6 protein-coding genes are annotated in these 15559 nt (G+C 46.4%); 5 read left to right on the forward strand and 1 reads right to left on the reverse strand.

The window, feature by feature from the left end; translation table 11 throughout:
• Positions 1 to 85: 85 nt before the first annotated feature.
• Positions 86 to 4126, reverse strand: coding sequence for a hybrid sensor histidine kinase/response regulator transcription factor (locus LZZ85_RS21785; RefSeq protein ID WP_237875481.1), 4041 nt, complete (start codon positions 4124 to 4126; stop codon positions 86 to 88).
• 426 nt (positions 4127 to 4552) lie between these two features.
• On the opposite strand from LZZ85_RS21785, the gene LZZ85_RS21790 reads away from it, so the two are divergent.
• From LZZ85_RS21790 to LZZ85_RS21810, 5 genes are all read left to right on the forward strand, one after another.
• Positions 4553 to 7753 carry a DUF1553 domain-containing protein gene (locus LZZ85_RS21790; protein ID WP_237875482.1) on the forward strand — a complete coding sequence of 1067 codons (3201 nt, stop codon included), beginning with the start codon at positions 4553 to 4555 and terminating at the stop codon, positions 7751 to 7753.
• A 171-nt stretch (positions 7754 to 7924) separates the two neighbouring features.
• Positions 7925 to 9400 carry a DUF1501 domain-containing protein gene (locus LZZ85_RS21795; protein ID WP_237875483.1) on the forward strand — a complete coding sequence of 492 codons (1476 nt, stop codon included), beginning with the start codon at positions 7925 to 7927 and terminating at the stop codon, positions 9398 to 9400.
• Between the two features lie 119 nt (positions 9401 to 9519).
• The gene (locus LZZ85_RS21800; protein WP_237875484.1) at positions 9520 to 10578 is read left to right on the forward strand and encodes an NHL repeat-containing protein; all 1059 of its coding nucleotides are present in this window, start codon (positions 9520 to 9522) and stop codon (positions 10576 to 10578) included.
• 113 nt (positions 10579 to 10691) lie between these two features.
• Positions 10692 to 12113, forward strand: a complete 1422-nt coding sequence (locus LZZ85_RS21805; RefSeq protein WP_237875485.1) for a c-type cytochrome domain-containing protein — start codon at positions 10692 to 10694, stop codon at positions 12111 to 12113.
• A gap of 326 nt (positions 12114 to 12439) precedes the next feature.
• On the forward strand, positions 12440 to 15544 hold the full coding sequence (locus LZZ85_RS21810; RefSeq protein WP_237875486.1) for a SusC/RagA family TonB-linked outer membrane protein: 3105 nt from the start codon (positions 12440 to 12442) through the stop codon (positions 15542 to 15544).
• The last annotated feature ends 15 nt before the right edge of the window (positions 15545 to 15559 follow it).

Genomic DNA, 15559 nt, shown 5'->3' on the forward strand with positions numbered 1-15559 from the left:
TAAAGTTGTAATAGTTTAGAGGCTTTGGGGGCTTGCTCATGAACGAACAGCTTTTAAACATTAAACTGTTAAACTTTTAAACTTTTTAAACTGAACCAGTCCCTTCATTCCCCTGCGCATATTCACTCGGCGTTTTGCCGAATTGTTTTTTGAATTCCTGGCTAAAATATTTTCTGTCGCTGTAACCGACGGCGTAGGCCACTTCATATACGGTTAATCTTTTTTCCTGTAATAGCTGAGCTGCTTTTTTTAAGCGTAATGATTTTACAAAATCGTTCACCGACATTTTGCTTACAGCTTTGATCTTCTTGTATAACACTGGTGCACTCATTGCTACTTTTCTTGAAAGCATATCCACGCCGAAATCGGGATTGTCCATGTTCTCTTCAACGATCTGGATCACCTTCTGCAGGAATTCCTGTTCTACTGAGTTCAATGCGGTTATTTTAGCAGGATGTTCGTTGGCAGTTACTGTATAAGTGCTTACCTGTTGAAGGAATAGTTGTTTCAATTTCTCTCTTGCGGCCAAAAGGTTTCTGACATTCAGTTCAAGTATTTTTGTACTGAATGGTTTGGTGAGATACATATCTGCTCCTGTTTCCAAACCTGTTACCTGGTCATTCTGTGTAGTTTTTGCAGTCAGAAGGATCACAGGAATATGGCTCGTTCGCTCATCTGTTTTTAACCGGTAGCAGAATTCGATCCCATCCATTTTCGGCATCATTACATCACTGATAACCAGGTCAGGTAGTTGCGTCGTTGCAAGATCAAGTGCATCCTCTCCATTAGGGGCTTCCAGTACGCGATAATGATTGCCGAAAGTTTCCTTTACCAGGGCCCTCAGTTCGGGGTTGTCTTCCACTATGAGTATCGAGGGGCGTGCAGAAACTTCCGTTCCTGACTCAGGTAGTTTGATCGCAAGGCCGGTTTGCTTTGCGTGCTGATCATGCTGCAGTTGTCTTGCTCCTTTGAGAGACTCCTGCGTGAAATGCTTATTGCTTTTTTGCAAAGTGACGCTGAAGCTTGTCCGGGTGTCACCAGTTGCTGCATCTGTCCCGCTTTCTGCCGAGATCTCTCCTTTGTGCAGCGTTACGATCGTTTTGGAAAGCGCAAGACCGACACCATATCCGGTGTTCTGATGACCATGGTCGTCAACCTGGAAGAAATTGGTGAATACTTTATCGAGGTACTCGGGGGCAATACCGCGACCATCATCTGTAACCGAAATAGTCACATCTTTTTCTCTTTCCTTTACCTGCAGCCAGATATGACCATTTTCCGGCGTAAACTTGATGGCATTTGTCATCAGGTTAAAGAAAACCTTTTCCAGTTGCTCTCTGTCAAAATAGAGAGGCAGTGAACTGCCTTCATAAAGGAAGGAAGTGGTAATGCCTTTTTTGATCGTTATATCCCGGAAGCTGTCATATACTTCTTCCAGTAGCGGGATCAGATCATATTCGTGAATGGTTAGTTTGAGATTACCGGTTTCTGCTTTTCTGAAATCCATTAGTTCATTGACCAATCTGAGCAGACGGTTAGCATTTTGTTTTACTGAATTCAGTTGCTGCCTGAAAAAGCTGCTGGTGTCCTCGGTTTCAAGGATGCGCTCCACCGGCGCCATGATCAGTGTAAGGTGCGTGCGGATCTCATGAGAGATATTGGTAAAGAAATTCAGTTTTACCTGGTGTAGCTCCTCTTCTTTTTTTAATAACGCTCCGAGGAAGAAATAACGTAATACCACAAACACGATCCCGCCGATAGCGAGCGCGTAGATACAATAAGCCCACCACGATAGCCAGAATGGCGGTAGAACGCTTACCCTGGTGCTGATCACCTCGCTCCAGACCCCGTCATTATTGGCGCCTTTTACTACAAAACGAAAATCTCCAGACGGAAGGTTCGTGTATGTTGCTGTCGGGATATTTGTATACAGCCAATCTTTATCATATCCTTCGAGCTTGTAGGCGTAAGCGTTTTTATTGCTCTTGATAAAATTGAGCAGCGCGAATTCTATGGAAAGAACATTCTGGTCATACTTCAATGTGATGGATGAAGTAGAAGATGCATTTTCTTTTAGCAGTCCTGTGGAGTCTCCCGGTTCGATGGTGTGGTTAAAGAGTTTCAGGCCGGTGATCGCCATCTTACCGGCTTTTTGGTTCGACTGGATCCTGTCCGGAAAGAAGTGGGTGATCCCGTTGAACCCCCCAAAGAAGAATTCTCCTTTGCTATCGCGGAAGTAAGAGTTATAGTTGAATGCATTGCCGGCCAATCCATCACTGGCAGTAAAGAGTTGCAGCAGATCCTGACGCGGATTGAATTTAAATAGACCGTTATCGCTGCTGAGCCAGAGGTTCTGCTGGTTGTCTTCCAGTATGCCAAGTATGTTCCGGTTGCTGATCTTCCCGTTATGATTGACATACTCAGGTTTCTGTGTTTGTTCATCGTACCGGCCAAGGCCGCCTTGTTGTATGCCGAACCATACCTGTGACTGTTTATCCTGCTGTATGCAATTGACCAGGTCACCGGAGATCTTGCGGAACTGATCTCCTTCGAGTAAATAGAGGCCGTCCGAAGTGCAGACCCATAAACGATGTTTATCATCTTCAAAAAATGCATTGGCCGTGCTGTTAAAAGGAGCCCTCGCAGTGAAGGGATTGTTTACGGGTTCAAGTCCCTGGGGGATCTTATTGAAGAGTTTGATGCCGAATGTTGTTCCAACCCAAAACCGTCCTTTGCCGTCTTCAAAGACGCTGAGGACTTCCTCATTTAGTAGAACCGCATCATTTTGCTTGAAAAGAAATCTGCGGAACTCATTCTTTACGGGGTCAAACAGGTTCAGTCCTCCGCCGTGCGTACCCGCCCAGATCTGGCCCTGCCAGTCGCGGTAGACGATCTTGACCAGGTTAGAACCCAGGGAACCCGGATCGGTCGGGGAGTGTTTGTAAACCCGGAACTTTCCGGTTGCTCTGTCATAATAATTCAAACCGCCACCTTCCGTACCGATCCAGAGATTTTTCTTTTCGTCTTCAACAATGCTGCTGATAACATTATTATTCAGGAAATCGGGCTGGTCCTTTTTCTTCAGCACAGAGAATTGTGTGTTTACGGCATAAGTAAAGTTCAGGCCACCGAAGTAAGTTCCTGCCCACATATTCCCGCTGTTATCTTCATAAAGGCAGTGAACACTGTTCTGGCTGAGGCTTTCAGGATTGTTATCATCCTGTTGAAAGGATTGCAATAGTTTTCCTTCCTGGTCGATCAGGCTGATGCCTTCCTGGGTACCCACCCAAAGCCGGCCTTCCTTATCTACGAGTATCTTGCGGATGTTGTTATTAATGATGGACTGGCCGGAGGATTGATGCTGTATCCGTTTGAACAGATTGCTGCGCGAATCATACTGGTTAAGACCATTCATGTGCGTGCCGGCCCAAATGCGTCCCTGGCGGTCTTCTTCAATGGCCGTAATGAAATCACTGCTGATGGAATTCGGGTTTTTAGGGTCATGATAAAATGACGTCAATTCTGTTGTACTTCCCGATTTACTGAGGCGGAACAAACCGGTTGTAGTACCTATCCAGAAATTTCCGCTGCGGTCTTCCAGGATCGCACGAATTCCCCAGGAGTCGGGCTTGCCGGTACCGGCAAAATCGAAGATCTCTGGCTTGTCGCCCGCTACCGTATTGATTTTATAAAGCCCTTTATTTGTTCCCGCCCAAACATTACCCTTTTTGTCTTCGTAAAGACAATGATACATCAGTTGCTTTTTGTCCGTCGTATTGATCCGTTTGATCCGGTCTGGCCCGGGCAGGTATTTATTCAACCCGTTATTCGTTCCGATCCACAGGTTCTTTCTGGAGTCGTTAAGGAGCGAGAGGAGATTGTTGCTGCTGAGTGTAGTGCTGTCGTTTGGCCGCGACTGATAAACTTTAAAGCGGTAGCCATCAAAGCGGTCCAGCCCGTTAGATGTACCCACCCACATAAATCCCTGGCTGTCCTGCGAGATGGCGAGTACGGCATTTTGTGAAAGCCCGTTCTCAACAGTAAGATGGTGAAATGACGGCTGCTGTGCACAGGCCGTGATCACGGAGAAAAGGAGGAGTGTAGTAATATGTAGGAGCCTTCGCATGTTCGGTGTGTTGTAGCAATTCGTTGCCGCTGGCGGAACGGGGATCTATTGGATCGTAGGGATCAATGCGACTGCTGTTCAGATCAAAAAAATATCTTACATCTTGTAGTACACCGATCTCATTCATTCCAACGATCCGGTAAATCATGGTTCCGGGGTTGCGACATAAATATATACACCAAAATCGTATGACTCTGAGCCTTTTAAGGAAATCCCCCTAGATATTTAAGATTATCCCCCTTAACTTCGGAGATAGACGACCATATTTGTAGTGCAAGGCATTAAGGGACTCTGATTTACTTTTCCAACACAATTCTTCCAAAATGCGATTGCGATAGCCAGTTGAAAAATGCATGAGATAAGGCGGGGGAACGACCAGCCTGATCCATTCTTCCTGGTCAGCTGGCTCCGAAAATATTATAGAAAATGAAAATGCGATTAAACAAAGCCCTGTTAGCGGGTGCTATTTTGTTTGCGGTTGTTTTCGCGATCGGAAAACTTGCCACATCCACGTCGCTGGCCATCCCGGCGGATGTACAGACTGCCATGGACAACCTGCCTGAAGACCTCGACTATAATATTCATGTCAAGAAAATCCTTTCTGATAAATGTTTCAGTTGCCATGGTCCGGATGCCGCCAAGCAGAAAGGTGACCTTCGGCTGGATGATCCAAAAGCTGCTTATAATAAAGAAGCTGAAAGCGGGCTCTATGCCATCAATGCCGGAAACATTTCCAAAAGCGAAGTAGCTCATCGCATCCTGAGCGATGACCAAACCTACATGATGCCGACCCCTGCATCGCATCTTAGCCTTACTACAGAAGAAAAAGCAACCCTGCTGAAATGGATCGACCAGGGTGCTAAATATAAACCTCACTGGGCGTTTGTTGCTCCGGTGAAAAATGAATTGCCTGATGTAAAGCAAAAAGCCTGGGTCAAAAATGATATTGACAGGTTTGTGCTGGCACGGCTTGAAAAAGAGGGCATCGCACCTTCTGCGGAAGCAGATAAAGAAACCCTGATCCGCCGCGTGAGTTTTGACCTTACGGGTCTTCCTCCCGCTATTGCCGAGATTGACGCATTCCTGAAGGATAATTCCGCTGACGCATATGAGAAGATGGTGGATCGCTTTATGCAATCATCAAGATACGGTGAACGCATGGCGGCTTACTGGCTGGATGTGGCAAGGTTTGCTGATAGTCATGGCTACCTCGATGATAAACACCGCGACGCTTCTCCCTGGCGTGATTGGGTGATCAAAGCCTATAACCAGAACATGCCCTTTGACCAGTTCATCACCTGGCAGCTTGCAGGTGACCTGATGCCTAACGCCACGAAAGAGCAGATCCTCGCTACAGGCTTTAACCGGAATCAGAAACAAAACTCAGAAGCCGGCATTCTGCCCGAAGAGTTCCGCGTGGAGTATGTGGTTGACCGGACGAATACCCTGGGAACGGCATTGATGGGATTGACAGTCAGCTGCGCAAAATGCCATGATCATAAATATGACCCGATCAGCCAGAAAGATTATTACTCGCTATATGCCTTCTTCAACAGCACAAACGAATTAGGCAGTTCAAACTACAGCGGTGACAAAAGCATTGTGCCCGGTCCAACCTTGATGCTTACTGATAAGAAAACGGATTTTAAGATCGACTCTATCAAACAATTGATCCGGTCAGTGGAGGCAAAAACAGCCGTTACATCTACGCCTTCAGTACAGCAGGCGCTCGATCAGAAAGTGATCGCTTCGCTTTCGTTTGATAAGGTTGAACAGCTACGTTATGCAGATAAAGAACCTAAAGTTGTTCCTGCAATGCGTAACGCTATTCAACCGGCTCTTTCCGCTCAATACAAAAATGGCAGATCAGCCAAAGGTGTATCAGGGGAAAGCCTGGAACTCGATGAAGAAACGATCGTGAATTTCCCTCCCTACAAGGTTGGTTATTTCGAGAGATATAATCCTTTTTCTTTCAGCCTTTGGCTAAAGGTGCCAAAGAAATACGATGATGTTGCCGTGTTGCATCATAGTGACCCGAGGCGTTATGGTTTCCAGGGTTATGATATGATCCTGAAGCAAAACAAGATCAATTTCCGTTTGATGCATGCCTTCCCGCATGATGCGATCAGTATCGAAACAAAGCAGGCGCTCGATTCCAATAAATGGTATCATGTGGCCGTGAGTTATGATGGAAGCAGCAGCGCAAAAGGTGTGCAGATCTACCTGGATGGCAAACCCGTTGCCATGAATGTCGAGTATGATAACCTGAAGAAGAATATCAAATCATATCCGAACATACATAAGATCTACTGGTTCAGCGGTCTTTCATTTGGCGCAAGAGTACTGGAGCGAACCATGAAAGGTGGTCAGATCGATCAGTTCTACCTGTTCAATCAGGCGATCAATCCAGCGGAAGCAGCCTATCTCTATGCGAATCCCGCCGCATCATTCAGTGTAAAGAATAAACCGGTTGATGCATTACCCCTGGATGAATTGCAATTGGCGAGAAAGGAATTGGCAGACGTATACGATTCCACGCAGGAAGTGATGGTAATGGGAGATCTTCCCACGCCACGTAAAAGCTACTTATTGCAAAGAGGTGTATATGATAGTTATGGTGATGAAGTGCAGCCTTCCACACCCGCATCCATTTTGAAATTCCCTGCTGATCTTCCAAAGAACAGGCTTGGTTTGGCGAAATGGTTTTTCCTGAAAGACAACCCGCTTACTTCACGTATCGCGGTGAATCATATCTGGGAAATGTATTTCGGTCGTGGTCTGGTCAAGACTTCTGATGATTTCGGTAACCAGGGAGACATGCCTTCTCACCCTGAACTGCTCGATTATCTTTCTATCAAATATCGGGACGAAGGCTGGGATACAAAGAAGATGCAGAAGTATATCCTGATGAGTGCGACGTATCGCCAGCAATCGGTGATCTCAAAAGAAATGCTGGAAAAAGATCCTGCGAATATGCTGCTGGCGAGAAGTTCCCGGTACAAGATGCCTGCAGAAATGATCAGGGATAATGCATTATCGATAAGTGGTTTGCTTTCTTCCAAAATAGGAGGACCGAGTGTTTATCCGTATCAGCCATCCGGTTTATGGGATGCCCTGAGTGATAAAGCCTGGAGATATGTGTATAAGGAATCAGAAGGCGAAGATCTTTTCCGCAGAAGTATTTACACGATCGTAAAGAGATCCAGTCCGCCTCCATTCATGCTGATCTTCGATGCGCCTGACCGGAACTTCTGCACGGTAAAGCGTTCTGTTTCAAACTCTCCATTACAGGCTTTGGCGATGATGAATGACCCGACATTTATTGAAGCTTCCAAATTCATTGCCGGAAGAATGATGACAGAAGGTGGTTCAACTCCAGGCGATCAACTGATCTATGGCTTCCGCCTCGTTACCGGCCGTAAACCTGACGCAAAGGAAACGGCGTTGCTCAAAAAAATGTACGACGAAGAGATCGCGATGTATAAAAAAACACCGGCAAAAGCGAAGAAGATCCTTTCTATCGGGAATGCAAACGCGCAACTGAAAGGAGGAGCAGAGCAAACGGCTGCTTACGTTGATGTGGTGATGGCGCTGTTGAATACGGATGAGTTTATTACGCGAAAATAACGCGAATAGCACGCCAATGGCCGCGAACGTTCGCGAATAGCGATTTATAGGTTGGTACTGGAATATTATGTTGAACAGTTTTTGATAAAACCTTTAAGATATTAGTAACGACGAAAAGCAGTGAATGTGTTCGTGAACATTCGCGGCCATTCGTGCTAAACATTCTCTATTATGGACGACTTACAAAAATTCGCGTTTGAGAAGAGCCGTAGAGATTTCCTGCGTGGTTCTGCTTTGGGACTGGGTAGTATCGCGTTGGGAACGATGCTTGGTTGTAAGAATCCCGGTGAGCAGGTGGTGAAGCAGGTATTGGCGAGCGCAGCCGGTGGCGATGAAAATCAGCCGCTCGTGAATCCGCATTTTGTGCCGAAGGCGAAGCGTGTGATCTATATGTTCCAGAGTGGAGGCCCATCGCAAATGGAGTTGTTTGATTATAAGCCGAAGTTGTACCAGATGCATGGTCAGGAAATTCCTGCGAGTGTATTGGGAACAGCAAGGGTTTCGGGGATGACATCCAATCAGAATGGATTTCCATTGGCAGCACCAGCCGCTACTTTTAAGCAGTATGGAGCAAATGGTGCTTACTTCAGCGATCTTGTTCCGCATACCGCTGGTATTGTCGATGATATCTGTGTGGTAAAAAGTATGTTCACGGAGCAGATCAATCATGAGCCTGCGGTGATCTTTACACAAACCGGTAACCAGTTAAGCGGCCGCCCGAGTATTGGATCCTGGATCAGTTATGGTTTGGGTAGCCTGAATAATAATCTCCCTTCTTTTATTGTCATGGTATCAAAAGGAGGTGGTGATCAGCCGATCAGTAACCTCGCGTGGAGCAATGGCTTTTTGCCTTCGCATCACCAGGGCGTGCAGTTCATGTCCGGCAAAGATCCGGTATTGTATCTTTCCTCTCCGGATGGAGTGGAGAAAGTGGATCGCCGGCGTGCGTTGAACTTTATCCGCGAATTTAATTTGTTGCAGAAAGATAAATGGCAGGATCCGGAGATCGACAGCCGTCTCAATCAATATGAAATGGCATATCGGATGCAGATGGCCGTTCCGGAAATCGCGGATCTTAGCAATGAACCACAACATATCCTGGATATGTATGGCCCTGATGTAAAAACCCCAGGCAGCTATGCTTATAATTGTTTGATGGCGCGCAGGCTTGCTGAAAAGGATGTTCGTTTTATTCAGTTATATCATTTGGGTTGGGATCACCATGGCCGTTTGTCTTCGGGCATTCAGAAAGCAACACGCCAGACAGACCAGGCTTCCGCTGCATTGGTAAAAGATCTGAAGCAACGTGGCCTGCTGGATGATACGTTGGTAGTATGGGGCGGCGAGTTCGGCAGAACAAGTTTTTGCCAGGGCAAGTTGACACAGGAAGAATTTGGCCGTGATCATCATCCTGGAGCGTATACGATCTGGATGGCCGGTGGCGGTGTGAAGAATGGAATGGTGTATGGAGAAACAGATGATTTCGCACATAATATTGTAAAAGATAAAGTGCATGTACACGATTTCCAGGCAACGATGCTGCACCTGATGGGAATCGATCATGAGAAGTTTACATATAAAAGCCAGGGACGCCGGTATAGGTTGACGGATGTGGCAGGGGAAGTGGTTAAGGGGATACTGGCCTAGGAGGGATAGTTTAAAAGTTTTAAAGTTTAAGGGTTTAACTGTTTTATGTTGCATTTAACTGTTAAACTATTAAACTTTCAAACATCTATCCCTTCTCTTCGTCTCAAACTAACTTGTTTATGAAAAGAAAAGATTTCCTGAAAAATACCCTCGCTGCCAGTGCTGCGCTTGCTATCCCTTCCGTATTCAACATCATCAGCGCGCAATCACGCAAGGGAGAGATCATTGGTCATGGTGATTACAGATACCGCGTCAATCGCGAATGGGGAATGCTCGATAAGAGCGTGCATCCTGTAAAAGATTGTCATGAAATGGTGATGGACAGCCGCAAGCGCCTCATCATGATCACAAATGAAACGAAGAATAATATTCTCATTTATGATAAATCCGGCAAATTGCTGGATAGCTGGGGCAGCCAGTTTCCGGGCGGTCATGGATTGACTTTACACAACGCCAATGGTGAAGAGTTCCTGTATATTACCGATTATGATCTGGGTGAAGTATACAAGACCACACTTGACGGAAAGATCCTGCTGACGATCAGGCATCCGAAGTTCATTGGGGAATATAAAGACTGTGATCGCTTTATGCCAACGGAAACCGCCATCGGTCCGAATGGAGATATCTATATCGCGGATGGATACGGCTCTCAATATATATTGCAATACAGCCCGAAAGGAGAGTTCATCCGCAAGTTCGGCGGTGACAGCTTTATCAAAGACGATAAATTCAAACAGGCGCATGGAGTAGCATTAGACACGCGTGATCCGGCCAATCCTGTATTGATCTGTACCGATCGGGTAAAAAATAATTTCAAACGGTTTACGCTCGACGGAAAATATCTTGATTCCATCTATCTGCCCGGCGCCTATATGAGCCGCCCGGTGATCGATGGTGAAAACATTTATACAGGTGTTTGTTATTCGGCTTTGAAGCATCATATGCTGACGATGAACTCCGGGTTTGTCATGATCCTGGATAAGAATAACAAAGTGGTCTCAAATCCCGGAGGGACAAAACCTGTATATAAGAAAGGTAAAGACGAGCCGGAACTGATGATGCAGGCTGCCCCGATATTCAAACATTGTCATGATGTATGCGTGGACGATGACAAGAACTTATACATCTGTCAGTGGATGGCAGACGGGACTTACCCCATTAAACTTGAAAGAGTCTGAAAATTTTAAGTCAAAGTTCAAAAGTAAAAATTAAAAAATGGTACTTAGAACTTTGAGTTTTGCCTTCACAATGAAACTGGTTTTTAATTTTTACTTTTGAATTTTGACTTAAGATGCCACTTCTGAACATCGTTCAAGACTGGATGAACTACCTCGGCCACTTTCATCCGGTTGTTGTTCATTTACCTATAGGAATACTCTTCGTTGCCTTCATCCTTGAGATCGTTGCCTGGAAGCAGAAGCAGCCGGGCTTGCTGAAACATGCCATCGAGATCTGCCTGATCGCGGGTTTCTTTGGTGCGGTGATATCCTGTCTATTTGGCTGGTTTCTCAGCAAAGAGGGCGGATACGAAGAAAAAACATTGCAATTGCATCAATGGATGGGAATTGGTGTGGCGCTGCTTTCCGGCATTTCCTGGTTGGTCAAGAAACGCTACGGTTTGTTGAATAAAGCCACAAAACCCTATCGTATACTCCTCGGTTCTATTTTTATCTTATTAATATTAACCGGTCATCTTGGTGGTAATATGACCCATGGTGAAGATTATCTCACGGCAGGAATGCCGCAACCTTTTGCCGGCTGGTTGGGGATAGAGGAAAAGAAAGATTCTTCTGTTGCGCCAAAGCCGATCACCGATGTGAATGAAGCTGTTCTTTATACAGATATCATCCAGCCGATCTTTAGCGCTAAATGTTATGACTGCCACAGCTCTAAAAAAGTAAAAGGCTCTCTCCGGATGGATGAGGAGAAATTACTGTTCAAAGGCGGAAAGCACGGAGCGGTCATCCAGCCGGGAAATGCAGACGCCAGCGAACTGATGAAACGCCTGCTGCTTCCGATGGAAGATGATAAACGCATGCCACCGAAAGATCAGCCTCAATTAACCAAAGAGGAGATCGAACTCATCGGCTGGTGGATCAGAACCGGTGCCGATACTAAAAAGAAGGTAAAGGAGCTGGCGGCGGATGAAAAGATCAAGCCGGTGCTGGCTTCTTTTGGAAGTGGTGGAGCAGATACGGCAAGCCAGGAAGTATTGTCAAAAGTGTTTGAACTGAATCCGTCGGAGCCCGGTAAAGATGCAGTGGAGAAGCTCCGCGCTTTGGGAATGATCGTTTCGCCGGTGGCGAAAGAAAAACACCTGCTGGAAGTAAGTGCGATCAATGTGCCGGCATTTGATAATGCGAAAGCGGCGTTGCTGGCGGAACTGGCGGAAAATATTGTTTGGCTGAGGTTGGATAATACAGCGGTGACCGACGAAGCGATGGGGCAGGTGGGGAAATTGAAGAACCTGGTTCGGTTGAATATCAGCGGAACGGTGGTGAGTTCCGCGGGAATGGCTTCTTTACAGGCGCTGAAAAACCTGGAGTATATAAATATTGTCAACACTGAAGTGGATGATAGGGGGCTGCTTGTTCTTGCTTCGCTTCCGGCTTTGAAGAATGTTTACTGCTGGAATACGGCGGTGAGTGCCGTGGGGGTGGAAAATTTAAAAAAGAAGAACCCGGTTATACGGGTTGATGCGGGTGATAAATAGACTGGCGTATTAAGGAACGCGGCGAACGCAACGGTACGCGGAGGACGCGGCGAAATAAAATATCTTCTACAACTGTTTTCGCCGTGTCCTCCGCGTACCGTTGCGTTCGCCGCGCTCCTTCTACGCCAGTCTGTAAGATTGATAATCCCAAAAGCTCAATTGAAAATCAACACGCTAGCAACCCTTTAAGTTTTTCCCCTTAGTCTTTTATGATACTCCCCCCAGTTTTTTTGTTCAGCATTCATATTTGTAAAGGCGATGAAAAACAGGAATATGAGAGCCCGTCTTTCACAGCCACCAATTTCTATTAAATAAAAACAACTGCTATGACGCGATTGCCAATTGCCCGCCTCAGCCAACGGCTGAGATGGCCGCTCTTTCTGATGGCCTGTATGATCTCGTCTGTTCTCACATTTGCCCAGTCGCAAAGAACAGGTAAGGTCACAGACGAAGCCGGTAAGCCGATTCCCGGTGTATCCGTAACTATTAAAGACAATGCCGGTGGAACCACCACCAATGAAGCCGGTGAATTTTCCATTAATGCAGCAGCCGGACAGGTACTGCAATTTTCCAGTGTAAGTTTTGAAAGTAAAGACGTTCTTGTAGGAAGCGGAGCACAGATCGCTGTATCGCTTGCCGCCAAATCAGGAACACTCTCTGATGTTGTAGTAGTAGGGTATGGTACGCAAAAACGCGTTAACCTGACGGGTGCGGTTGGAACGGTTGATAAGAAAAAGATTGAAGACCGTCCTGTTGCCAATGCAATGGCCGCGCTGCAGGGCGTCGCTCCCGGTGTGACCGTAACAAGAAATAACGGTACGCCCGGTGGTGAAGGATACAATCTTCAGATCCGGGGATTCTCTTCCGTGAACGGCTCACCGCCCCTTGTACTCGTGGATGGTGCTCCCGGAAGCCTTATCTCTGTTAACCCGAACGATATCGAAAATATCAGCATCCTGAAAGATGCCGCCGCTGCTTCTATTTATGGTGCACGCGCTGCGGGTGGTGTGGTACTGGTGACCACCAAACGCGGTACATCCGGCAAAGTGACGGTTAATTATAATGGCAAGTATGCCAGCATGCGCCCAAGTAACGTTCCCGGTCGCCTTCATTCATGGCAGGAAGCTGAAATGGCGAATGAGTCAAGGATCAATGCCGGACAGGCTGCCGGTTATACCGCTGAGCAGATCGAATGGATGAAAAATCCGGATATCAACTTCGTACCTAATCCAAGCGGTAGTGACTACCTCTATTTTTATGATCTTGATCAAACAGACCTGATCCTTCGTGATCAATCTCCGATGTGGGATCATAACGTTTCCATGCGTGGCGGCGGTGCCCGTGATAACTTCTTCTTCTCAACCGGTTATTACAAGCAACAGGGTGTGTTCACCCTCGGACCGGACAAGACTGAAAGGATCAACGCACGTTTCAACTACTCACTCGCGATCTCCAAGATCCTGAGCCTTGACGCACGTTTGGCTTTCCGTCAGAGCAATACACTTTCTCCAAGCGTTGGTAACGCAAGGATCTTCTCCAACCTGTATACAACACGTACGCTGTATCCAACATTCTTCCCGGGTACAACTGACCGTTATATCAATGATAACAGCGGAAACTTTGCTTATTCTTTGTTGAAAGAAGGCGGCACAGGCGCGGTGAAAGAAAATGAAGGCAATGCACAGATCGCACTGAAAGCAAAGGACATCGTAAAAGGGCTGACGCTTTCTGCTACATATAGTCCAAGACTGGGTGTTCGTACAACCACTTCTGCGATCCGTACCATTCCGCGTTATAACCTGACCGGTATCGGAAGCTACATGAACAACCCGAACTCTTATACCAAAACAGAATACAAGATCACGTCGGATAATATCCAGCTGATCGGTGATTATGTTTGGAAGCTCGGTAGTGATCATGATTTCCATGTGATGGGCGGTTATGCTTATGAAGATGAGCGCATCGATCAAACGTCGGGCAGAGCGGCCAACCTTGCAACGAATGATTTCTTTACCCTGAACACGGGCGACCCGCTCCAGTATCAGGCTTCTGAAACGATCGATACCTGGGGATTGGAATCTTATTTCGGTCGTTTTAACTACGCGTTCCGCAATAAATACCTGTTTGAAGCAAACTATCGTCACGATGGTAGCTCCAAACTTGCTCCGGTGAATCGCTGGAAAAACTTCCCATCCGTTTCAGTGGGTTGGAGAATGGCGCAGGAAGAATGGTTCCGCAATGCACTGCCTTTCTTCAATGAATTCAAACTCCGTGGTTCATGGGGTAAACTGGGTAACTCAGACGGTTTCCAGGGTGATAACTATGCATACATTGCATTGTTGACCGCTGGTCAGCCTTATCCTTTCAATGGTGTAAGAAACCGTTCTTACTACCAGGGCCGTCTCGCTTCTCCTGATAAAGTATGGGAAACCATCACCACCTCTGATGTGGGTATCGATATCGCTGCGCTCAACAATCGCCTGAACATCTCTGCGGATTACTTCGTAAAACGCAATGATGACATGCTTGCGCCGATCCAGATCTCCAGTAGCATTGGTATTGCAACAGGGACATATAACGTTGCTGATATGAAGACGACAGGTTGGGAATTCAGCATCGGTTGGAGAGATCGTATCGGTAAAGACTTCTCTTATTATGTAAACGCGAACATCGGAGACAGCAAGAACAAAGTGATCAGCTATAACGGACAAACAGCGATCATTCCTGGTATCAACGGTATCATCGAAGGCATGCCTTTGAATACAGTGTATGGATACCAGGCGGCAGGTTACTATCGTGATGCGGCTGATGTTGCTGCAAATCCAACATTCAGTTCTGCGGTAGGTGCAGGTGATATCAAATATATTGACGTCAATAAAGATGGAAAGATCAATGCCGGTCTTGGCCGCTTGTCTGATCATGGTGATCTCGTGAACCTGGGTAATTCCACTCCGCGTTACAGCTATGGTTTTGATTTCGGATTCAGCTACAAAGGATTTGATTTCTCTGCAATGTTCCAGGGAGTTGGCGAGCGTAAACTGTTTGTTGATCCGACAACCTTGTATCCATATACATCAAGCTGGATCGTGCCAATGGATTACAACCTGGATTACTGGAAGCCAGATAACCAGAATGCCCGTTTCCCAAGAATGTTCATCGGCGGCGCGCAAAACACACTCCGCTCTTCTCATTGGGTAATGAATGGTGCTTATCTGCGCCTGAAGAATGTTCAGCTTGGTTATAACCTGCCTCAGCAGTGGATCCGCAAAGCAGGTTTAACGAATGCGAAGATCTATTTCGCCGGACAGGATTTGTGGGAAGTAAGCCAGATGTGGCTGAAAACAGCATTCGATCCTGAAACACCTGATAATGCTGCATGGCAGTATCCCTTCTTCAGAACAATTTCTTTCGGTGTTAATCTCACATTCTAAGACCTAAAAAAAGAA

Origin of the sequence: Terrimonas ginsenosidimutans (genome assembly GCF_022012415.1) — a bacterium.
GTDB lineage: Bacteria > Bacteroidota > Bacteroidia > Chitinophagales > Chitinophagaceae > Terrimonas_A > Terrimonas_A ginsenosidimutans.

Bases quoted from the DNA above. Each gene is read 5' to 3' on its own strand.
- LZZ85_RS21805 (WP_237875485.1), top strand. From the start codon at position 10,692: ATGCCACTTCTGAACATCGTTCAAGACTGGATGAACTACCTCGGCCAC.
- LZZ85_RS21785 (WP_237875481.1), bottom strand. From the start codon at position 4,126: ATGCGAAGGCTCCTACATATTACTACACTCCTCCTTTTCTCCGTGATC.
- LZZ85_RS21810 (WP_237875486.1), top strand. From the start codon at position 12,440: ATGACGCGATTGCCAATTGCCCGCCTCAGCCAACGGCTGAGATGGCCG.
- LZZ85_RS21795 (WP_237875483.1), top strand. From the start codon at position 7,925: ATGGACGACTTACAAAAATTCGCGTTTGAGAAGAGCCGTAGAGATTTC.
- LZZ85_RS21790 (WP_237875482.1), top strand. From the start codon at position 4,553: ATGAAAATGCGATTAAACAAAGCCCTGTTAGCGGGTGCTATTTTGTTT.
- LZZ85_RS21800 (WP_237875484.1), top strand. From the start codon at position 9,520: ATGAAAAGAAAAGATTTCCTGAAAAATACCCTCGCTGCCAGTGCTGCG.